The sequence below is a fragment of the Bacillus sp. FSL R7-0685 genome (assembly GCF_038002425.1).
Classification (GTDB): Bacteria; Bacillota; Bacilli; order Bacillales; family Bacillaceae; genus Bacillus; species Bacillus subtilis.
This window is the reverse complement of record NZ_JBBOCN010000001.1, coordinates 1-22,121: the sequence shown is the minus strand read 5'-3', so window position 1 is coordinate 22,121 and position 22,121 is coordinate 1. Positions and strand designations below refer to the sequence as shown.

Genomic DNA, 22,121 nt, shown 5'->3' with positions numbered 1-22,121 from the left:
CCGCACCGAATGCAACGGACAAAACAATCTCCAATATATGCTTGTGTTTCATTAGAATTAAAATCAATATGGCGGAGGAAGAGGGATTCGAACCCCCGCGGGCTTTGACACCCCTGTCGGTTTTCAAGACCGATCCCTTCAGCCGGACTTGGGTATTCCTCCGTATCGACAAGACTTACTATATCACGTATGTTCTCGTGTGGTCAAGCATTTTTAAAAACTTTTTTTGTTTTTATGAAAATGCCGTGTTTACATAAGCAAAAAGGCGCACCTTGTCAGGCACGCCTTTCCATAATTTACGGTTTCATTACTTCTCTATTCCCCATATAAGGACGAAGCACTTTCGGAATCACAACGCTTCCGTCTTCCTGCTGATAATTTTCTAAGATAGCGGCAACTGTTCTTCCAACCGCCAGTCCTGAACCGTTCAGTGTGTGTACATGCTCAGGCTTGCCTTTCGCTTCACGTCTGAAACGAATATTCGCACGTCTCGCCTGGAACGCTTCGAAGTTGCTGCAAGAAGAGATTTCTCGATATGTGTCTTGGCTTGGGATCCAAACTTCGATATCGTATTTTTTCGCAGCCGTAAAGCCTAAGTCACCCGTACACATGCTCATGACACGGTATGGAAGCTCAAGCAGCTGAAGAACCCGTTCTGCTTGGTTTGTAAGCTTCTCTAATTCTTCATAAGAATCTTCAGGCTTCACAAACTTTACAAGCTCAACTTTATTAAATTGGTGCTGACGAATTAATCCGCGTGTGTCACGTCCTGCTGAACCAGCTTCAGAACGGAAGCAAGCACTGAATGCCGCATAGTTGATCGGCAGGCTGTCACCTGAAAGGATTTCATCGCGATGCATGTTTGTAATCGGCACTTCCGCCGTTGGAATTAAGAAATAATCTTCTTCTCTGATTTTAAATGCATCCTCTTCAAATTTAGGAAGCTGTCCTGTTCCCGTCATGCTTGCGCGGTTTACCATATATGGCGGGATCACTTCAGTGTAGTTATACTCATCCACATGCAGATCAAGCATAAAGTTATAAAGCGCACGCTCCAGACGAGCACCTAAGCCTTTATAGAACACGAAACGGCTTCCTGTTACTTTGGCAGCACGTTCAAAATCCAGAATACCCAGCTCATCCGCAATATCCCAGTGCGGCTTCGGTTCATAAGCAAATGAAGGCTTTTCACCCCATTTACGCACTTCTACGTTGTCGTCTTCTGTTTCACCGACAGGTACAGACTCATGCGGAATATTCGGGATTGAGAGAAGGATTGTATCAAGCTCAGCTTCCACTGTTCGCAATTCTTCATCAAGCTTTTTAATTTCCTCGCCGACTTCACGCATTTCTTTAATAATGTGATCCGCGTCTTTTTTCTCACGCTTCAGCACAGCGACCTGCTGAGAAACTTCATTTCGTTTTCCTTTTAACTCTTCAACCTTGCCGATGAGCTCTCTTCGTCTATCATCCAGCGCCTCAAACTTATCAAAATCAGTTAAGTCTTCGCCTTTGTGTACAAGCTTTGCTTTAATTTCTTGAAAATTTGCTCTCAGCATTTTCGTATCAAGCATGCGAAACACTCCTTTTTTTATTGATTTGTCGAAAATAAAAAGAGCCCTCATCCCCATAAAGGGACGAGAGCTCTCGCGTTGCCACCCTGATTGAAAACAAATCAAAGACTCGTTTTCCACTTTCAAACATAACGGTTATCCCGTAAATGCCTACTTGTTTCAGCATTTCGCTCAAGGATGGATTCAGACAGCATCTTTCACCGATTCGCACCAACCATCGGCTCTCTTAGAAAGAGAGGCTCCCTACTAGTTCCTATCAACGCTTTTCGATCTTTATTTGTGCTTATAATGTACTATAAGTTTCCACAGCTTTCAACTGTTTTATACAAGTGCCTTTTGCTTATATTCCTCAACCATTTCAACAAACAGCTGTGTCACTCGGTGATCTTCTGTCAGCTCCGGATGGAATGAGCAGCCAAGGAATTGCCCCTGTTTCGCGGCTACAATACGACCATTATGCTCCGATAGAACTTCAACATTTTCACCAGCTTCTAAAATATGCGGAGCACGGATGAATACCCCTGTAAAAGGCTCGTCCAAGCCTTTAATTGTTAAATCAGCTTCAAAGCTGTCAACCTGCCGGCCAAATGAATTACGTTCTACAACCACATTCAGAAGACCTAAATGAGGATTATCTGAACCGGCAATTTCTTTTGCTAATATAATTAATCCGGCACATGTTCCAAACATCGGTTTGCCCTGAGCAGCGAATTCACGAAGCGGCTCCATGAATTGATACGTATCGATCAAACGGCGCATCGTCGTGCTCTCACCGCCCGGCAAGATCAACCCGTCAACTTCGTTCAGCTGCTCCGGACGTTTTACGACAAGACCAGCCGCGCCGCATGCTTCAATCGCATGGATGTGCTCTCTAACTGCTCCTTGAAGTCCTAGTACACCTATTGTTAACATGTCAGCAGCGCTCCTATGTTCTTACCAGCCGCGTTCTTGCATACGCTGTTCTGGAAGTAAGTTTGAGATTTCAATCCCTTTCATTGCAGTACCAAGCTCTTTTGACAACTCAGCGATCAATTTGTAATCAGTAAAGTGAGTTGTTGCTTCCACAATTGCTTTCGCAAATTTAGCAGGGTTGTCTGATTTGAAAATACCAGAACCAACAAATACTCCGTCAGCACCGAGCTGCATCATGAGAGCAGCATCAGCTGGAGTTGCTACGCCGCCAGCGGCAAAGTTAACGACAGGAAGCTTGCCGTCTTTTTTAATTTGAAGAAGAAGCTCGTAAGGAGCACCTAGGTTTTTCGCTTCTGTCATTAGTTCATCCTCACTCAGCGCAACTACTTTGCGCACTTGAGCGTTAACTTTGCGCATATGGCGAACAGCCTCAACAATATTACCTGTTCCAGGCTCACCTTTTGTGCGAAGCATAGAAGCACCTTCCGCAATACGGCGTGTTGCTTCACCAAGATCACGGCAGCCACATACAAAAGGAACTGTGTATTCATTTTTATTTAAATGAAATTCTTCGTCAGCCGGCGTCAGAACTTCACTTTCATCAATATAGTCAACACCCATAGCTTCAAGCACACGCGCTTCAACAATATGTCCGATACGCGCTTTTGCCATTACCGGGATAGATACTGCATTCATTACTTCTTCCACGATTGTAGGGTCAGCCATACGGGCAACTCCTCCAGCCGCGCGAATATCTGCTGGCACACGTTCTAGCGCCATTACAGCGACAGCTCCAGCTTCTTCAGCGATTTTCGCTTGTTCCGCATTGATGACGTCCATGATGACGCCGCCTTTTTGCATTTCTGCCATTCCGCGTTTTACACGTTCAGTACCTGTTTGAGCCATTTCTTGGTCCCCCTAATCAAGGTATAGTTATATGATTTCTAATCCTTATTGTATCCTAGAAATCCAATAATTCATATGGATATATACTATTTTATTCGGTTTTTAGCGCTTTGAAAATCATTTTTTATTAAAAATTGGGTTTTTTCAGTATATTACGCGAAAGAGCCCTAACATCCATCAGAGCTCTTTCAATTAATTAAAACCAGCCGGTTACCGTATCAACAATGCTTCCCCAAATTCCGGCAAAAAATCCGCCGATACTGCGCATTGTCAAAACAAACCAGTTTGCTTTTTCTACATTTTCTTTTGTAACAAGGTCTACGCCAGCCAGATCGCTGTTAAGGAATCCGTAATCCTTTTCATCACCTGTGTATTCCGCAGTCAGCTTCCCAACCTTGGTTCCTTTTTTCACAGGAGCAGTTAAGTTGTCTTTATTCAGTGTGACCTTCGCTTTGTAATTCTTTTCTTCACCATTTTTGACAGGAAGAGAGAACGCCTTGTTTGTCACAATGCCTACTTCTTTCTCTTTACCCTTATCAACTGAAATTATTTTATGGCCTTTTACTTGATCGCCTTCAGCATAAATTTCTTTCATGGAGAAATTGTCGAAAGCATAATCAAACATTTTCTTCGTTTCATCGAAACGGCCTGTATGAAGGTTGCCCTTTGCGTTTAAAACAACAGTGATGACACGCATACCGTTGCGTTCAGCTGTTCCTGTAAAGCATGAACCCGCAGAGTCAGTAGAACCTGTTTTCAGTCCGTCTACAGTCGCTTTTTTATACTCGCTGACAAGCCCCTTCAGCATAAAATTCCAGTTCGGCATGTCCATTTCATCATCGGTGCCTTCTCGGAATTTCGTTTTGGCGATACTGGAAGTCTCCAGTATCTCAGGGTAGTCAGTAATCAAGTGATCCGCAAGAATTGCCATATCCTTTGCAGAAACTTCACTTTCTTCATTTACGCTTGTCCCCTCAGGCTGATGCCCGTGAAGATCTTTGTTTTCAAGACCTGTTGCGTTAACAAATTTGTAATCTGTTAAGCCTAGTTCTTTTGCTTTTGCATTCATTTTTTCAACAAACTTAGTTTCAGAACCGGCAACGATTTCTGCAATCGCAATAGCAGCAGCATTTGCAGAATAAATTGCTGTAGCTTGATATAATTCTTTTACTGTGTATTTCCCGTCTTTCCGAAGAGGAACGTTTGATAAGCTGTTATCTTGGGAAATTTCATACACATAGTCATCAGGCGTATAGGTTTGGTCCCATTTCACTTTACCTTGATCAATTGCTTCTAATAACAGATACTCTGTCATCATTTTTGTCATACTCGCAATTGGCAGTCTCTTATCTGCATTTTTACTGTAAAGAATTTTACCTGAAGAAGCTTCGATCATAATAGCAGCAGATGCATTGATATCAATTGGATCGCTGGCTGCTTTTGCTTTTGACATTGGAGCCAGACACGTGACAGCTAGAGTTAACACAACCAATGACATCAGTAGCTGTTTACATTTCTTGATGTTCAATCGTACGACCTCCGTATTTCATTTTCTTCATCTATAATTAAGCCGTTAAGGACATTTTCAATGCACAACAGTATAAATTTTATCATAATCAGTATAAAAAAAATAGACAGAGTCAGAGACCCTGTCAAATGTTTTTAATTTGTAACAATTTATTATGAAATTGTATAGTTAGGTGATTCTTTTGTAATCTGTACGTCATGCGGATGGCTTTCGCGAAGTCCTGCGCCTGTCATGCGAATGAACTGAGCTTCTTCTCTTAACGCACGCAGATCTTTGGACCCGCAATACCCCATACCAGAACGAAGGCCTCCGACTAGCTGATAAACGGTTTCTTCAACTGGTCCTTTGTAAGGTGTGCGTCCTTCAATTCCTTCAGGAACAAATTTTTTGTTTTCTTCTTGGAAGTAACGGTCTTTACTTCCTTTTTCCATTGCAGCAACTGATCCCATGCCGCGGTATACCTTAAATCTTCTGCCTTGGTAGATTTCAGTTTCACCAGGGCTTTCTGATGTGCCTGCAAGCAAGCTTCCGAGCATAACAGCATGTCCGCCGGCTGCCAATGCTTTAGTGATATCGCCAGAGAATTTAATCCCACCGTCGGCGATGATTGTTTTGCCGTGTTTTCTTGCTTCAGTCGCACAATCATAGATTGCTGTAATTTGCGGAACACCGACGCCGGCTACAACACGTGTAGTACAAATTGAACCAGGCCCTATTCCAACTTTGACAACGTCTGCTCCAGCTTCGATAAGCGCTCTTGTCGCTTCAGCTGTTGCCACGTTTCCAGCAATAATGTTTAATTCGGGGTACGTTTCACGGATTTTTGTGACTGTGTTTAAAACGCCTTGAGAGTGTCCGTGAGCTGTATCAATAACAATCACATCAACATTGGCTTCAACAAGCTTTTTGACGCGAGTCATTGTATCGCCAGTTACACCAACTGCCGCGCCAACGATCAGGCGGCCGTGAATGTCTTTAGATGAGTTCGGGAACTCAATGACTTTTTCAATGTCTTTAATTGTGATAAGACCTTTTAATTTATTCTGGTCGTCTACGAGAGGAAGCTTTTCAATTTTATGTTTCTGCAAAATCTTTTCAGCTTCATCCAGAGTAGTTCCTACAGATGCAGTAACTAGCTCTTCTTTCGTCATGACGTCGCTGATTTTCATTGAGTAGTCAGAAATAAAACGAAGGTCACGGTTTGTAATAATTCCAACAAGCTTCTGGTCTTCTTCGTTATTTACAATCGGAACACCGGAAATTCTGTATTTCCCCATCAAATGCTCCGCATCAAATACTTGGTGATCAGGAGTTAAAAAGAAGGGATTTGTGATAACGCCGCGCTCAGAACGCTTTACTTTATCAACTTGTTCAGCCTGCTGTTCAATGGACATATTTTTGTGAATGATGCCCAAGCCGCCCTGTCTTGCCATTGCAATTGCCATTGCTGATTCTGTTACTGTGTCCATACCTGCGCTGATGACAGGAATATTTAGCTTTAACGTTTTTGTAAGTTCTACAGATAAATCCACATCACGCGGAAGTACCTCAGACTTTGCTGGCACAAGCAGCACATCGTCGAACGTTAAGCCTTCTTTTGAAAATTTACTTTCCCACATTAGTAAATCCCCCTCTTTTCGGCAAAATATTATATGTAGATTATCAACTAGCCAAGAGCATGTCAAGGAAGCGGGAAAGAGTTGAAATATTTAGATAACGGAAAGGATTAAGAAATATACATGACATATCATGAGTGGAAAGACTTAGCGCTATTTTACTCCGTTGAATCAACCCAGAAATTTCTAGAAAAGGTTTATATCTTAAACGGTATTGACGATGCGAAAAAAAACTCTTTTAAAAACAGTGAACGGTTTATTTATTTCTTAAAGCATGCCGAATCGTTTTATAAACAAGCCGCATATTCTCCCTTAGAAATCAAACCGATTCTTTTATTTTATGGAATGGCACAGCTTATCAAAGCATGCTTAATTACACGTGATCCTCATTATCCAAGCCATACATCAGTACTGGCACATGGTGTAACAACAAGAAAACGAAAGAAACAAAACTATTGTTTTAGCGATGATGAAGTGAAAATACAACGGAATGGCCTATGCGTACATTTTATGAAACATTTATTCGGACAATCGGATATAGTAGATGAACGGTATACCATGAAAAAATTATTAATGGCCATTCCAGAACTTAGCGACATTTTCTACTTTCAGCAGAAAGAACGATTTATGACAAAAGTTGAGAAGGATAAGAACGAAATTTTTGTACCGGAGGAAGTAGTAATCAATTACAAAATGTCTGATTCAAGGTTTGCTGAATACATGTCCCATCATTATCAATGGTCTTTTACAAAAAAAAATGAACACGGGCTGCTGTTCGAAGTTTCGCCACAAGACAAGGAGCCATGGACATCGACCAGCTTATTGTTTGACATGGAAAAGAACCAATATTATATCCCTTCTCAAAGGGAGCAATTTCTGAGGCTTCCCGAAATGACAATTCATTATTTGATTTTGTACAACGTTGGGATGATTGCAAGGTATGAAACAGAATGGTGGTATGAGTTATTAACACAGCATATAAGTGATGACTACGTGTTAATTCAGCAGTTTTTATTAGTAACAGAAAAGAAACTCCCTAAATACGCTTCACAGTTTCTTCTTCATTTTTAACAAACAAAAAACCCAGCTCAATGAGCTGGGTTTAAGCTTGCTTGGCGGCGTCCTACTCTCACAGGGGGAAACCCCCGACTACCATCGGCGCTGAAGAGCTTAACTTCCGTGTTCGGTATGGGAACGGGTGTGACCTCTTCGCTATCGCCACCAAACAAATGCCTTCAGGATGAAGGTACTGGGCGTTTCTCACAGGATGTGAGAGCCCTTAGCGGAGTTTCCTTACCTTCCGCCTTTAGAGAGGTGTTCTCTCAAAACTAGATAACAGGTGTGACATCATTCAAAATGTGGTTAAGTCCTCGATCGATTAGTATCTGTCAGCTCCATGTGTCGCCACACTTCCACCTCAGACCTATCAACCTGATCATCTTTCAGGGATCTTACTTCCTTGCGGAATGGGAAATCTCATCTTGAGGGGGGCTTCATGCTTAGATGCTTTCAGCACTTATCCCGTCCGCACATAGCTACCCAGCGATGCCCTTGGCAGAACAACTGGTACACCAGCGGTGCGTCCATCCCGGTCCTCTCGTACTAAGGACAGCTCCTCTCAAATTTCCTGCGCCCGCGACGGATAGGGACCGAACTGTCTCACGACGTTCTGAACCCAGCTCGCGTACCGCTTTAATGGGCGAACAGCCCAACCCTTGGGACCGACTACAGCCCCAGGATGCGATGAGCCGACATCGAGGTGCCAAACCTCCCCGTCGATGTGGACTCTTGGGGGAGATAAGCCTGTTATCCCCGGGGTAGCTTTTATCCGTTGAGCGATGGCCCTTCCATGCGGAACCACCGGATCACTAAGCCCGACTTTCGTCCCTGCTCGACTTGTAGGTCTCGCAGTCAAGCTCCCTTGTGCCTTTACACTCTGCGAATGATTTCCAACCATTCTGAGGGAACCTTTGGGCGCCTCCGTTACCTTTTAGGAGGCGACCGCCCCAGTCAAACTGCCCACCTGACACTGTCTCCCCGCCCGATAAGGGCGGCGGGTTAGAAGGTCAATACAGCCAGGGTAGTATCCCACCGATGCCTCCACCGAAGCTGGCGCTCCGGTTTCCAAGGCTCCTACCTATCCTGTACAAGCTGTACCAACATTCAATATCAGGCTGCAGTAAAGCTCCACGGGGTCTTTCCGTCCTGTCGCGGGTAACCTGCATCTTCACAGGTACTATAATTTCACCGAGTCTCTCGTTGAGACAGTGCCCAGATCGTTGCGCCTTTCGTGCGGGTCGGAACTTACCCGACAAGGAATTTCGCTACCTTAGGACCGTTATAGTTACGGCCGCCGTTTACTGGGGCTTCAATTCGCACCTTCGCTTACGCTAAGCGCTCCTCTTAACCTTCCAGCACCGGGCAGGCGTCAGCCCCTATACTTCGCCTTACGGCTTCGCAGAGACCTGTGTTTTTGCTAAACAGTCGCCTGGGCCTATTCACTGCGGCTCTCTCGGGCTTGCACCCTAACAGAGCACCCCTTCTCCCGAAGTTACGGGGTCATTTTGCCGAGTTCCTTAACGAGAGTTCTCTCGATCACCTTAGGATTCTCTCCTCGCCTACCTGTGTCGGTTTGCGGTACGGGCACCTCTCACCTCGCTAGAGGCTTTTCTTGGCAGTGTGGAATCAGGAACTTCGCTACTATATTTCGCTCGCCATCACAGCTCAGCCTTATGGGAAACGGATTTGCCTATTTCCCAGCCTAACTGCTTGGACGCGGATATCCAATACCGCGCTTACCCTATCCTCCTGCGTCCCCCCATTGCTCAAATGGTGAGGAGGTGGTACAGGAATATCAACCTGTTGTCCATCGCCTACGCCTTTCGGCCTCGGCTTAGGTCCCGACTAACCCTGAGCGGACGAGCCTTCCTCAGGAAACCTTAGGCATTCGGTGGAGGGGATTCTCACCCCTCTTTCGCTACTCATACCGGCATTCTCACTTCTAAGCGCTCCACCAGTCCTTCCGGTCTGGCTTCACAGCCCTTAGAACGCTCTCCTACCACTGTTCGAAGAACAGTCCGCAGCTTCGGTGATACGTTTAGCCCCGGTACATTTTCGGCGCAGAGTCACTCGACCAGTGAGCTATTACGCACTCTTTAAATGGTGGCTGCTTCTAAGCCAACATCCTGGTTGTCTAAGCAACTCCACATCCTTTTCCACTTAACGTATACTTTGGGACCTTAGCTGGCGGTCTGGGCTGTTTCCCTTTCGACTACGGATCTTATCACTCGCAGTCTGACTCCCAAGGATAAGTCATTGGCATTCGGAGTTTGACTGAATTCGGTAACCCGGTAGGGGCCCCTAGTCCAATCAGTGCTCTACCTCCAAGACTCTTACCTTGAGGCTAGCCCTAAAGCTATTTCGGAGAGAACCAGCTATCTCCAGGTTCGATTGGCATTTCACCCCTACCCACACCTCATCCCCGCACTTTTCAACGTGCGTGGGTTCGGGCCTCCATTCAGTGTTACCTGAACTTCACCCTGGACATGGGTAGATCACCTGGTTTCGGGTCTACGACCACGTACTCATGCGCCCTATTCAGACTCGCTTTCGCTGCGGCTCCGCATCTTCTGCTTAACCTTGCACGGGATCGTAACTCGCCGGTTCATTCTACAAAAGGCACGCCATCACCCGTTAACGGGCTCTGACTACTTGTAGGCACACGGTTTCAGGATCTCTTTCACTCCCCTTCCGGGGTGCTTTTCACCTTTCCCTCACGGTACTGGTTCACTATCGGTCACTAGGGAGTATTTAGCCTTGGGAGATGGTCCTCCCGGATTCCGACGGAATTTCACGTGTTCCGCCGTACTCAGGATCCACTCAGGAGAGAACGAAGTTTTGACTACAGGGCTGTTACCTCCTATGGCGGGCCTTTCCAGACCTCTTCATCTACCTCGTTCTTTTGTAACTCCGTACAGAGTGTCCTACAACCCCAAGAGGCAAGCCTCTTGGTTTGGGCTAATCCCGTTTCGCTCGCCGCTACTCAGGGAATCGCATTTGCTTTCTCTTCCTCCGGGTACTTAGATGTTTCAGTTCCCCGGGTCTGCCTTCTCATATCCTATGAATTCAGATATGGATACCACTCCATTACGAGTGGTGGGTTTCCCCATTCGGAAATCTCCGGATCAAAGCTTGCTTACAGCTCCCCGAAGCATATCGGTGTTCGTCCCGTCCTTCATCGGCTCCTAGTGCCAAGGCATCCACCGTGCGCCCTTTCTAACTTAACCGTTAAAAAGAATCACTATGTGATATCTTGTATTACTAATTGAATGTGATGTCTACTGTTATCTAGTTTTCAAAGAACACGTTGGTGGAGCCTAGCGGGATCGAACCGCTGACCTCCTGCGTGCAAAGCAGGCGCTCTCCCAGCTGAGCTAAGGCCCCTTTATATAAGATGGTGGGCCTGAGTGGACTCGAACCACCGACCTCACGCTTATCAGGCGTGCGCTCTAACCAGCTGAGCTACAGGCCCATCTTAACTTATTCAAGGAACAAAGTTCCTTCAAAACTAAACAAGACAGGGAACGTTCTGTTTATAAGACCCAAGGTCTTATATTCCGTATAATATCCTTAGAAAGGAGGTGATCCAGCCGCACCTTCCGATACGGCTACCTTGTTACGACTTCACCCCAATCATCTGTCCCACCTTCGGCGGCTGGCTCCTAAAAGGTTACCTCACCGACTTCGGGTGTTACAAACTCTCGTGGTGTGACGGGCGGTGTGTACAAGGCCCGGGAACGTATTCACCGCGGCATGCTGATCCGCGATTACTAGCGATTCCAGCTTCACGCAGTCGAGTTGCAGACTGCGATCCGAACTGAGAACAGATTTGTGGGATTGGCTTAACCTCGCGGTTTCGCTGCCCTTTGTTCTGTCCATTGTAGCACGTGTGTAGCCCAGGTCATAAGGGGCATGATGATTTGACGTCATCCCCACCTTCCTCCGGTTTGTCACCGGCAGTCACCTTAGAGTGCCCAACTGAATGCTGGCAACTAAGATCAAGGGTTGCGCTCGTTGCGGGACTTAACCCAACATCTCACGACACGAGCTGACGACAACCATGCACCACCTGTCACTCTGCCCCCGAAGGGGACGTCCTATCTCTAGGATTGTCAGAGGATGTCAAGACCTGGTAAGGTTCTTCGCGTTGCTTCGAATTAAACCACATGCTCCACCGCTTGTGCGGGCCCCCGTCAATTCCTTTGAGTTTCAGTCTTGCGACCGTACTCCCCAGGCGGAGTGCTTAATGCGTTAGCTGCAGCACTAAGGGGCGGAAACCCCCTAACACTTAGCACTCATCGTTTACGGCGTGGACTACCAGGGTATCTAATCCTGTTCGCTCCCCACGCTTTCGCTCCTCAGCGTCAGTTACAGACCAGAGAGTCGCCTTCGCCACTGGTGTTCCTCCACATCTCTACGCATTTCACCGCTACACGTGGAATTCCACTCTCCTCTTCTGCACTCAAGTTCCCCAGTTTCCAATGACCCTCCCCGGTTGAGCCGGGGGCTTTCACATCAGACTTAAGAAACCGCCTGCGAGCCCTTTACGCCCAATAATTCCGGACAACGCTTGCCACCTACGTATTACCGCGGCTGCTGGCACGTAGTTAGCCGTGGCTTTCTGGTTAGGTACCGTCAAGGTACCGCCCTATTCGAACGGTACTTGTTCTTCCCTAACAACAGAGCTTTACGATCCGAAAACCTTCATCACTCACGCGGCGTTGCTCCGTCAGACTTTCGTCCATTGCGGAAGATTCCCTACTGCTGCCTCCCGTAGGAGTCTGGGCCGTGTCTCAGTCCCAGTGTGGCCGATCACCCTCTCAGGTCGGCTACGCATCGTTGCCTTGGTGAGCCATTACCTCACCAACTAGCTAATGCGCCGCGGGTCCATCTGTAAGTGGTAGCCGAAGCCACCTTTTATGTTTGAACCATGCGGTTCAAACAACCATCCGGTATTAGCCCCGGTTTCCCGGAGTTATCCCAGTCTTACAGGCAGGTTACCCACGTGTTACTCACCCGTCCGCCGCTAACATCAGGGAGCAAGCTCCCATCTGTCCGCTCGACTTGCATGTATTAGGCACGCCGCCAGCGTTCGTCCTGAGCCAGGATCAAACTCTCCGATAAATGGATCACAGGTTAAGTTCACCGCATCCTGCGGTGACACCTGTGTGACCTGCGTCGTGCAGGCCCTAGTTTGACTGACTACGCACATCGCTGTGCGATTTATAAAAATGAATTAACAGGTACGTTTTGTCTTGTTTAGTTTTCAAAGAACTTTGTGTGCTCCTCTCGAAGCGACTACTTAATAGTAACATTTTCAGTTAACTAGGTCAATACTTTTTTAAAAAAGTTTTTACTAGTCATAATGGTCATACTTGTGTCTTTAAAAAGACAACAGAAATGATTATACCATAATTTTTATGACTGTAAAGGGTTATGACACAAAAAAGCGCAGCTATTTCAGCTGCGCTTTTTCTCACACTTCTTCTTGTTCTTCTTCATTCTCATCTTCTTCGTTTTTCTCTACTAAAGCTACTGTAGCAACATGCTCTTCTTCTGCCATTCTGATGAGACGCACACCTTGAGTGACACGTCCGGTGATGGAGATATCATTGATGTCCATTCTGATGAGTACGCCGCTAGCTGTAATAATCATTAGATCCTCTTCACCTTTAGTAGCTTTCACTGCTACTAGTTGGCCGTTGTTCTCGGTGATTTTCGCTGTTTTGAGTCCTTTTCCGCCCCGGCTTTGGGTTCTGTACTCTTCAGCCGGAGTTCGTTTTCCGTACCCTTTTTCAGTTACGATAAGGACGTGTGATTCTTCCTCTAATATCTCCATGCCGACAACAACGTCGTCATCCGTCAGAGTGATGCCTTTTACGCCCGCCGCAGTTCTTCCCATCTCCCGGACATCTGTTTCAGGGAAACGGATCAGTAAACCGTTTTTCGTTCCAATGATGATTTGTTTTGTGCCGTCAGTCAGACGTACACCCATCAGTTCATCATCTTCACGAAGACTCAGAGCGATTAAACCATTGTTGCGGATATTAGCGAATTGAGATAGCGATGTTCGTTTTGAAACCCCATGCTTTGTAGTGAAGAAAAGGTAAAGCTCCGCATTGAATTCCGTGACTGGAATAATCGCGTTGATCCACTCACCCTTTTCTACCTCCAGCAGGTTAATAATCGGGATTCCTTTTGCCGTTCTGCCGTATTCAGGGATTTCATACCCTTTTGCACGATACACTTTCCCCTTGTTCGAGAAGAAGAGAATCGTGTCATGAGTTGACGTAGAGATCAAATGCTCAACGAAATCATCTTCGTTTGTTCCCATACCTTGTACACCTTTTCCGCCTCGTTTTTGACTGCGGTAAGTTGATGCAGGAAGACGTTTGACGTATCCGTTGTGCGTCAGAGTAACTACGATATTTTCTCTCTCGATGAGATCTTCATCTTCAATTGTCTCCAGTCCAGAAGTGACGATCTCAGTGCGTCTTTCATCGTTAAAACGCTCTTTGATTTCCGTGAGTTCTTCACGAATGATCTCAAGCACTTTATATTCATTTGCCAAGATGTCTTTTAGCTCTGCAATTAATTTAACAAGAGATTGGTATTCTTCTTCTATCTTTTCACGTTCCAGTCCCGTTAAACGCTGGAGCCTCATATCAAGGATCGCTTGTGCTTGCTTCTCTGTCAGTGAGAATTGTTCAATTAAACCTGTTCTCGCAATTTCAGCCGTTTGAGAATTACGGATAAGGGAGATAACTGCATCGAGATGATCCAGTGCAACTCTCAATCCTTCCAGGATATGAGCTCTCGCTTCCGCTTTACGCAATTCATAAGCAGTACGGCGTCTAATGACAACTTTTTGATGGTCGAGGTAATGCTCCAGGCATTGCTTAAGAGTTAAAACTTTCGGCTGGCCATCAACAAGTGCAAGCAGGTTGATGCCAAAAGATGTTTGTAGAGCAGTTTGTTTGTACAGATTGTTTAAGATGACATTTGCATTGGCGTCGCGTCTGATTTCAATGACAATTCTCATACCTGTACGATCTGACTCATCACGCAGATCTGTGATACCCTCTATCTTTTTGTCCCTTACGAGATCGGCAATTTTCTCAATTAATTTCGCCTTATTTACTTGGTAAGGTAACTCTGTAACGATAATTCTTTCTTTACCCGAAGATGTTTGTTCGATCTCAGCTTTTGCCCGGATCGTGATAGAGCCTCGGCCTGATTCGTATGCTTTCCGGATACCGCTGCGTCCCAAGATTTGACCCGCGGTCGGGAAATCAGGCCCTGGAATGACTTCCATAAGCTCTGGAATTGTAATGTCCGGATTCTCACTGACAGCAAGTACACCGTCAATGATTTCTCCCAGCTGGTGCGGAGGAATGTTTGTTGCCATACCTACCGCAATGCCGGCAGCACCGTTCACGAGCAGATTCGGGAACCTTGAAGGCATAACGACAGGTTCTCTTTCTGACCCGTCATAGTTATCCTGGTAATCGATTGTGTCTTTTGTGATGTCACGAAGAATCTCCATTGAGATTTTAGACATTCTTGCTTCTGTATAACGCATGGCCGCCGCTGAGTCTCCGTCAACAGAACCGAAGTTTCCGTGACCGTCAACGAGCATATAACGGTAGTTGAAATCCTGAGCCATTCTGACCATGGATTCATATACCGCTGAATCACCGTGCGGGTGGTATTTCCCGATAACTTCTCCAACGATACGCGCGGATTTTTTATAAGGCTTGTCACTTGTCATGCCTAAATCATTCATTGCATACAAAATCCGTCTATGAACCGGTTTTAAACCGTCTCGAACATCTGGAAGAGCACGGGACACGATAACGCTCATTGCATAATCCAAGAAGGACGTACGCATTTCCTGACTGATATTTATTTCACGAACTTGTGGTGTGTTTTGTTCACTCATTAAAAAACCTCCCTGAAGTATCACATGAAATATGTGGGAGTAGATTGTCCATTATGACCTTCAATACGATTTCACTATTCTCCATTATATCAATAAACTTATGATTATACACATTAAATTGCTAGAATATATAGGTACTGCAAGCATTGCTGCATCTGATCTTGTTCAGAAAAAAGCCTTATTTCTTATTGGAAATAAGGCTTTTTATGATTAGATGTCAAGATTTTTAACGTATCTCGCATTCGCTTCTATGAAGTTTCGGCGCGGTTCTACCTTGTCGCCCATAAGCATTTCAAAAGTCTCGTCCGCATCCATTGCATCTTCAAGAGTTACCTGAAGAAGTGTTCTGGAGCTAGGATCCATGGTTGTCTCCCATAGCTGGGTGGCATTCATTTCACCAAGACCTTTGTAACGCTGCAGTCCAGGCTTAGGCGTTTGAGGAAGAGTTTTTAACAGCTCTTCAAGCTCCTTGTCATTGTACGCATATTCAACGCGTTTCCCCTGTTGAACCTTGTAGAGCGGCGGCTGCGCAATGTACACGTAGCCATTTTCGATAATTTGGCGCATATATCTGTAAAAGAACGTTAACAGAAGTGTTCTGATGTGCGCGCCGTCAACATCGGCATCTGTCATAATGACAACTTTGTGGTAACGGGCTTTCTCAAGGTTGAAGTCTTCCCCGATGCCTGTGCCGAGCGCTGTGATCATAGAGCGAACTTCGTTGTTAGAAAGAATTTTATCCAGTCTGGCCTTTTCAACGTTTAGGATTTTACCTCTAAGCGGCAAAATGGCTTGGAAATGTCTGTCGCGTCCTTGTTTAGCAGATCCTCCGGCAGAGTCACCCTCTACGATATATAACTCGGAAATGCTCGGATCTTTTGAAGAGCAGTCCGCTAACTTACCGGGCAAGTTTGAAATTTCCAAAGCACTCTTACGGCGTGTTAGTTCACGCGCTTTTTTCGCAGCCATTCTTGCTCTTGCCGCCATTAAGCCTTTATCGACAATTTTTTTGGCTGCATCTGGATTTTCCAGCATAAATGTTTCCATCGCCGTAGAAAATAACGTATCGGTGATCGTCCGTGCTTCTGAGTTGCCCAGCTTTGTTTTCGTTTGGCCCTCAAACTGCGGATCAGGGTGTTTGATTGAAATAATCGCTGTCAGCCCTTCCCTTACGTCATCTCCGCTTAGGTTTGGATCATTTTCTTTAATAAGCCCTTTTTTTCTGGCGTAATCGTTGATAACACGAGTCAGGCCCGTTTTGAAGCCAGCTTCATGGGTACCGCCTTCGTACGTGTTAATGTTGTTTGTAAACGAGTAAATGTTGCTTGTGTAGCTGTCATTGTATTGCAAAGCCACTTCAACCGTAATGCCGTCCTTTTCGCCTTCAATGTAAATCGGCTCTTCATGGACAACCTCTTTAGAGCGGTTTAAATACTCTACATAACTTTTAATTCCGCCTTCGTAATGGTATTCATTTTTGCGTTCTTGTCCTTCACGTTTATCCTCAATCGTGATGTTTACGCCCTTTGTTAAAAAGGCTAATTCACGCACGCGGTTGGCAAGCAGATCATAATCATACTCGGTTGTTTCTGAGAAAATTTCAGGGTCCGGGACAAAATGTGTCGTCGTTCCTGTATGATCCGTTTCGCCAATGATTTCAAGGTCTGTAACCGGAACTCCGCGTTTATAGGTTTGGCGGTGAATTTTACCGTCACGGTGAACCGTCACATCAAGCTCTGTTGATAGTGCGTTTACGACAGACGCACCTACACCGTGTAATCCTCCGGATACTTTATAGCCGCTTCCGTCAAATTTTCCTCCGGCATGAAGTACCGTCATAATGACTTCTACCGCAGGACGGCCCATTTTTTCATGAATACCGACTGGAATACCGCGGCCATTATCTACAACCGTGATACTGTTGTCTTTTTCGATTTGGATATTGATATCCGTACAATAACCGGCGAGGGCTTCGTCAATACTATTGTCGACAATTTCCCATACCAGGTGGTGAAGGCCTTTGCTGTTTGTCGAACCGATATACATCCCCGGTCTTTTACGAACAGCTTCCAATCCTTCTAGTACCTGTATCTGATTTTCATCATAACTGTTTTGCTGCTGTTCCATAGCCACGTCATTCACCTACACTTTTCTAAACGATATATTCGTGATAAAAAATTTCTAAGAATCTATTTCAAACATAAATTGCGCACGTTTTTTTAATGTGCTGGAAGATAAGGGAGAGTAATATATATTCTGAACCGTGACTACGATAGATTTGGGCGTGCCGTTTACGGAAGGCACCACCTTGTGTTTCTGTTTTTTCAGAAATTCTTCAACAATAGGCGACATGTTGGCTTTAAAGTCAAAAATGCCGACAATATCTCGTGTTGAAACCACAAAGTCATCACCTAAATGAATATACAATTGCTCACCTCATTTCTTCACTTCACTAACGCACCATTTTGCACACGGAACATTCCTGCTTGACGTAAGGTTTCGTGATCAATGCCATCAACGCTTGTCGTTGTGACAAACGTTTGTACACGGCCTTGGATCGTATGAAGCAAGTGTGACTGGCGATAATCATCCAGTTCACTCAGTACATCATCCAATAGTAAAATGGGATATTCTCCGATTTCTTCATGGATCAGGTCAATCTCCGCCAGCTTAAGGGACAACGCCGTCGTTCGCTGCTGTCCTTGAGAACCATACGTCTGCACATCGCGTCCGTTCACATAGAAAAGAACATCATCGCGATGAGGCCCTGACAGCGTCACACCACGCTCAATTTCTTTTTCTCTTAATTTAGAAAACGCTTCTTGATAGCTATCTCCTATTTTCGACAAATCTAGGGGATCTGATACATCAAGAGCTGTATGGTATTTCAGGGTCAGTTCTTCAAGCCCTCTTGAGATGCCTGCATGGATGGGCTGCGCCCATTTCTCGAGCTGTGCTGTAAACTGCAGGCGTTTTACGACGACTTTTGCTGCAACTTCTACAAGCTGATCGGTCAGAACATCGAGCATCGTCCGGTCAGTTTGTTTTCTTGTTTGCAGCTGTTTCAAAAAATGATTCCGCTGGGAAAGGATTTTCTGGTAAAGAGAAAGATCATGAAGATAGACGGGAGAAACCTGTCCGATTTCCATGTCAAGAAACCGCCTTCTCACTTGAGGGCTTCCTTTTACAAGATTTAAATCTTCCGGCGCGAACATAATGGTGTTGAGGGCCCCGACATACTGGCTGAGCTTTTGCTGTTCAATATGATTGACCTTGCCCTTTTTACCCTTTTTGGAGATGACGAGCTGCATCGGGATCGCCCCGTTTTGCTTCATCACTCTTCCCTCTATTTTAGCATAGTCTTTGTCCCACCGTATAAGTTCTTTGTCATTTGATGTCCGGTGCGATTTCGCCATGGACAAGACATAGATCGCCTCCATGAGGTTTGTCTTCCCCTGGGCGTTTTCTCCGATGATCACATTTACTTTATTTTCAAATTGAAGTTCAGCATGGTCGTAGTTGCGGTAAGATGTCAGTTCTAAGTTCTGGATATACAATCAGTGTCACCCGCTTTAATTGACGACTTGAAATGAACCAAATCCTTCAATCTCTACCACATCTCCAACATACAGCTTTCTGCCTCGGCGGTTGTCCGGCTCATCGTTCACAAGCACTTCATGCTCGCTTAAAAACCACTTCGCCATACCGCCAGACTGAATCACATCGGCTAATTTTAAGAATTGTCCGAGTGTAATCATCTCTGTATCAATTGAAATCGGATTTGCCATTATATCGACCTCTTTCAAATATCACTAATATCTAATTGTACTAAAAAAAAACGAATTAGGGAAAGGGAAAACTTGTCGGAGCAGATACCGAATAGAAAAGCTGCCGACGGGTCGGCAGCAGTGTATCGGATTAATAGGTTCTGACAGGAAGGATAAGCTGTACAATCGTTTCATCATTCGGCGTGCGAATTAAGAAAGGTCTCATTGCGCCTGTAAAGCTTACGCGTATTTCTGCTCCTTCAAGCACCTTTAGTGCATCCAGCATATATTTTGGACTAAAAGAGATATTTAATTCCTCACCTTCAATTTGATCCGCAGCAATTGCTTCCACAACTTTACCGATTTCCGGGGAGTTGGAAGAAATTTCAATGGATTCAGCCGGTTTTGCGGACAGTTTTACAACGTTGTTGCGTCCCTCTCTAGCTAAAAGAGATGCACGATCAATGGCCTGAAGGAATTCTTTTGTGTTCACAATAATTTCTGTTTTGCTGTCTTGCGGAATCAGGCTGGTTGTGTCTGGATAATTCCCGTCCAGAAGCCGTGAGAAGAATAAGACGTTTTTCGCTTTAAACAGAACTTGGGTTTCTGTGATGACGATATCTACAAGTTCTTGGTTGTCATCTAAAATCTTGCTGAGTTCAGTTAAACTTTTTCCCGGAATCACGACGTTATAAGATCTGTCTTCTGGAATATCAAGTTTCGCCTTTCTTAATGCAAGACGGTGGCTATCCGTTGCAGTGCATAATAATTCACTTTGCTCCACTTTCCAGTTTACACCTGTCAAGATAGGGCGTGTTTCTGAGGTGGACACTGCAAATACTGTTTGTCTGATTAGATTTTTTAACAAATCAGTTGGGATCTGAATCGCATGATGCTCTTCAATCTGCGGCAAGTGCGGATACTCATCAGCATCCAGTCCGTTTAGATTAAATTCAGCTTTACCAGAACGGATAATCGTCAAATACTGATTTTGGACTTCGATTTCTACAGTTGCCATCGGCAATTTTTTTACAATTTCACTAAAAAAGCGAGCCTGTAAAACGATGCTTCCGGGCTGTTCAATAGTGACAATTTCTTTATCTCCTTCTTCTTTTGGAATGAAGGATTCAATAGAAATATCTGAGTCACTCCCTGTAAAGGATACTCCATCATCTGATGCAACAATTTTAATACCAGTCAGAATGGGAATCGTGGTTCTGGATGAAACTGCTTTTAATACATCTTGGACACTTTCTACAAGACGATCTTTTTGAATCGTGAATTTCATTTTTATCCTCCTAACGGATAATGTATTAATATATATATTTATAAAAAATAGTAGAAGTAATAGTAGGGCCTGTGGATTTGTGGATAAGTTGTGAAAAAGACAGGAAACACAGCCTATCCACATGTGGACAGACTGTGTATGACTTCCGAAAAGTTATTCACACTTTCCCCGATTGATCCCCGGTCCTGCTATTTAAGCTGTTCTTTAATTTCTTTTACATGCTGCTGAAGCTGTTCATCATCTGCCAGCAGTTTTGAAATTTTTTCATGCGCATGAATAACGGTCGTATGATCACGTCCTCCAAACTCTTCACCGATTTTAGGAAGAGAGGAATCAGTCATTTCCCTTGATAAGTACATGGCGATTTGACGCGGAAAAGCTACTGACTTTGTCCGTTTTTTTGCTTTGAAATCCTCGAGTTTAATATTAAATTGCTGGCCTACTACCCTCTGAATTTCCTTTATCGTAATGACTTTCGGTTTTGAGGAAGGAATAATATCTTTCAACGCCTCAGCGGCCAGATCAGCATTAATATCTTTATTAATTAAAGATGAATAAGCGACAACTCTGATTAATGCTCCTTCGAGTTCCCGAATATTGCTGTCGATTTGATTCGCGATGTAAAGCATAACCTCGTTCGGAATATCGAGGCCTTCTGCTTTGGCTTTTTTTCTTAAAATCGCAATTCTCGTTTCTAGATCAGGCGGTGTGATATCTGTAATAAGTCCCCATTCAAAACGTGAGCGCAATCTGTCCTCAAGTGTCGGAATTTCCTTTGGCGGTCGGTCACTTGAAATGACGATTTGTTTGCTTTCTTCGTGCAATGTGTTAAATGTATGGAAAAATTCTTCCTGGGTTTGTTCTTTCCCCGCTAAAAATTGAATATCATCTATCAAAAGCACATCAACATTTCGATAGCGATTGCGGAAGTCGACGGCTTTATTATCTCGGATAGAGTTGATGAATTCGTTTGTAAATTTCTCAGAAGACAGATAAACCACTTTGGCAGAAGGATTATGATCTATTACATAATGGCCGATCGCATGCATTAAGTGCGTTTTCCCTAAGCCGACGCCCCCATAGATAAATAAAGGATTGTAAGCTTTCGCGGGTGCTTCCGCTACTGCGAGGGAAGCAGCGTGTGCAAATCGGTTTCCAGATCCGATGACAAAAGTATCAAAAGTATATTTTGGATTGAGCATATTTTGAGGAAAATCAGATGTATCTTCTTTGACCGCTTTTTTGACTTGCGGTTTCGGCATAAAGTCCTCAACATCTTGATTTTGAGGAATGACAAACTTAATGCTCAATTCTTCCCCGGTTAATTCATATATAGTATCTGCAATCAGATGCAAGTATCTGGACTCCAGCCAGTCTCTGGCAAATTCATTGGGAGCCGTGATTGTTAATGTATCGCCTTGCAGTGAGTGGGCTTTGGTTGACTTCATCCAAGTCTCAAAACTCGGTTTGCTCAACTTTTTTTCGATTTGAGCAAGGGCTTGGTTCCACAGGTCTAATATATTTTCCAT

13 protein-coding genes, 3 tRNA genes, 3 rRNA genes and 1 other annotated feature are annotated in these 22,121 nt (G+C 44.8%); of the genes, 1 reads left to right on the top strand and 18 read right to left on the bottom strand.

Features of this window, described 5'->3' with window-relative positions:
• Window positions 1–69 precede the first annotated feature (69 nt).
• The 6 genes from MKY50_RS00095 to guaB all read right to left on the bottom strand — a co-directional run bounded on the left by MKY50_RS00095 (window position 70) and on the right by guaB (window position 6,539).
• Window positions 70–162, bottom strand: a tRNA-Ser gene (locus MKY50_RS00095).
• Window positions 163–296: 134 nt separating this feature from the next.
• Window positions 297–1,574, bottom strand: coding sequence for a serine--tRNA ligase (gene serS, locus MKY50_RS00090; protein ID WP_003247131.1), 1,278 nt, complete (start codon window positions 1,572–1,574; stop codon window positions 297–299).
• Between the two features lie 56 nt (window positions 1,575–1,630).
• Window positions 1,631–1,843, bottom strand: a binding site (T-box leader).
• Window positions 1,844–1,895: 52 nt separating this feature from the next.
• Window positions 1,896–2,486 (bottom strand): pyridoxal 5'-phosphate synthase glutaminase subunit PdxT, encoded by a 591-nt coding sequence (pdxT, locus tag MKY50_RS00085; protein ID WP_003226797.1) that lies wholly within the window; start codon window positions 2,484–2,486, stop codon window positions 1,896–1,898.
• 21 nt (window positions 2,487–2,507) lie between these two features.
• Window positions 2,508–3,392: a pyridoxal 5'-phosphate synthase lyase subunit PdxS gene (gene pdxS / locus MKY50_RS00080; RefSeq protein ID WP_341115975.1), complete on the bottom strand. Its 885-nt coding sequence runs from the start codon at window positions 3,390–3,392 to the stop codon at window positions 2,508–2,510.
• 196 nt (window positions 3,393–3,588) lie between these two features.
• Entirely contained in the window at window positions 3,589–4,920 is a 1,332-nt protein-coding gene (gene dacA, locus MKY50_RS00075) for a D-alanyl-D-alanine carboxypeptidase (protein WP_341115973.1), read from the bottom strand.
• Window positions 4,921–5,072: 152 nt separating this feature from the next.
• Window positions 5,073–6,539 carry an IMP dehydrogenase gene (guaB, locus tag MKY50_RS00070; protein WP_003226803.1) on the bottom strand — a complete coding sequence of 489 codons (1,467 nt, stop codon included), beginning with the start codon at window positions 6,537–6,539 and terminating at the stop codon, window positions 5,073–5,075.
• Window positions 6,540–6,659: 120 nt separating this feature from the next.
• On the opposite strand from guaB, the gene MKY50_RS00065 reads away from it, so the two are divergent.
• Window positions 6,660–7,607, top strand: a complete 948-nt coding sequence (locus MKY50_RS00065) for a YaaC family protein (RefSeq protein ID WP_251188552.1) — start codon at window positions 6,660–6,662, stop codon at window positions 7,605–7,607.
• A 39-nt stretch (window positions 7,608–7,646) separates the two neighbouring features.
• Here MKY50_RS00065 and rrf read toward each other — a convergent pair.
• The 12 genes from rrf to dnaA form a co-directional block, all read right to left on the bottom strand.
• Window positions 7,647–7,762 (bottom strand): 5S ribosomal RNA (rrf, locus tag MKY50_RS00060).
• Window positions 7,763–7,894: 132 nt separating this feature from the next.
• Window positions 7,895–10,822 (bottom strand): 23S ribosomal RNA (locus MKY50_RS00055).
• An 81-nt stretch (window positions 10,823–10,903) separates the two neighbouring features.
• Window positions 10,904–10,979 (bottom strand) — tRNA-Ala (locus MKY50_RS00050).
• Between the two features lie 11 nt (window positions 10,980–10,990).
• A tRNA-Ile gene (locus MKY50_RS00045) sits at window positions 10,991–11,067 on the bottom strand.
• Window positions 11,068–11,169: 102 nt separating this feature from the next.
• Window positions 11,170–12,719 (bottom strand): 16S ribosomal RNA (locus MKY50_RS00040).
• Together the 16S, 23S and 5S rRNA genes with 2 tRNA genes alongside form the textbook arrangement of a ribosomal RNA operon.
• Window positions 12,720–13,071: 352 nt before the next feature.
• Window positions 13,072–15,537, bottom strand: a complete 2,466-nt coding sequence (gene gyrA, locus MKY50_RS00035; protein WP_003244540.1) for a DNA topoisomerase (ATP-hydrolyzing) subunit A — start codon at window positions 15,535–15,537, stop codon at window positions 13,072–13,074.
• A 210-nt stretch (window positions 15,538–15,747) separates the two neighbouring features.
• A complete protein-coding gene (gene gyrB, locus MKY50_RS00030; protein WP_003226808.1) occupies window positions 15,748–17,664 on the bottom strand; it encodes a DNA topoisomerase (ATP-hydrolyzing) subunit B in 1,917 nt (638 codons plus the stop codon).
• 54 nt (window positions 17,665–17,718) lie between these two features.
• Entirely contained in the window at window positions 17,719–17,964 is a 246-nt protein-coding gene (gene remB, locus MKY50_RS00025; RefSeq protein ID WP_003219266.1) for an extracellular matrix regulator RemB, read from the bottom strand.
• A gap of 17 nt (window positions 17,965–17,981) precedes the next feature.
• The gene (gene recF, locus MKY50_RS00020) at window positions 17,982–19,094 is read right to left on the bottom strand and encodes a DNA replication/repair protein RecF (RefSeq protein WP_003243515.1); all 1,113 of its coding nucleotides are present in this window, start codon (window positions 19,092–19,094) and stop codon (window positions 17,982–17,984) included.
• A gap of 15 nt (window positions 19,095–19,109) precedes the next feature.
• Window positions 19,110–19,325: a ribosome maturation protein RlbA gene (rlbA, locus tag MKY50_RS00015; RefSeq protein WP_003226810.1), complete on the bottom strand. Its 216-nt coding sequence runs from the start codon at window positions 19,323–19,325 to the stop codon at window positions 19,110–19,112.
• 130 nt (window positions 19,326–19,455) lie between these two features.
• On the bottom strand, window positions 19,456–20,592 hold the full coding sequence (dnaN, locus tag MKY50_RS00010) for a DNA polymerase III subunit beta (RefSeq protein WP_003226811.1): 1,137 nt from the start codon (window positions 20,590–20,592) through the stop codon (window positions 19,456–19,458).
• A gap of 188 nt (window positions 20,593–20,780) precedes the next feature.
• Window positions 20,781–22,121 carry a chromosomal replication initiator protein DnaA gene (dnaA, locus tag MKY50_RS00005; protein ID WP_003242674.1) on the bottom strand — a complete coding sequence of 447 codons (1,341 nt, stop codon included), beginning with the start codon at window positions 22,119–22,121 and terminating at the stop codon, window positions 20,781–20,783.

Excerpts from the sequence above, each read along its gene's own strand:
- dnaN (WP_003226811.1), bottom strand. The coding sequence starts at position 20,592 with ATGAAATTCACGATTCAAAAAGATCGTCTTGTAGAAAGTGTCCAAGAT.
- gyrB (WP_003226808.1), bottom strand. The coding sequence starts at position 17,664 with ATGGAACAGCAGCAAAACAGTTATGATGAAAATCAGATACAGGTACTA.
- pdxT (WP_003226797.1), bottom strand. The coding sequence starts at position 2,486 with ATGTTAACAATAGGTGTACTAGGACTTCAAGGAGCAGTTAGAGAGCAC.
- rlbA (WP_003226810.1), bottom strand. The coding sequence starts at position 19,325 with ATGGCAAATCCGATTTCAATTGATACAGAGATGATTACACTCGGACAA.
- pdxS (WP_341115975.1), bottom strand. The coding sequence starts at position 3,392 with ATGGCTCAAACAGGTACTGAACGTGTAAAACGCGGAATGGCAGAAATG.
- MKY50_RS00065 (WP_251188552.1), top strand. The coding sequence starts at position 6,660 with ATGACATATCATGAGTGGAAAGACTTAGCGCTATTTTACTCCGTTGAA.
- serS (WP_003247131.1), bottom strand. The coding sequence starts at position 1,574 with ATGCTTGATACGAAAATGCTGAGAGCAAATTTTCAAGAAATTAAAGCA.
- guaB (WP_003226803.1), bottom strand. The coding sequence starts at position 6,539 with ATGTGGGAAAGTAAATTTTCAAAAGAAGGCTTAACGTTCGACGATGTG.
- dnaA (WP_003242674.1), bottom strand. The coding sequence starts at position 22,121 with ATGGAAAATATATTAGACCTGTGGAACCAAGCCCTTGCTCAAATCGAA.
- gyrA (WP_003244540.1), bottom strand. The coding sequence starts at position 15,537 with ATGAGTGAACAAAACACACCACAAGTTCGTGAAATAAATATCAGTCAG.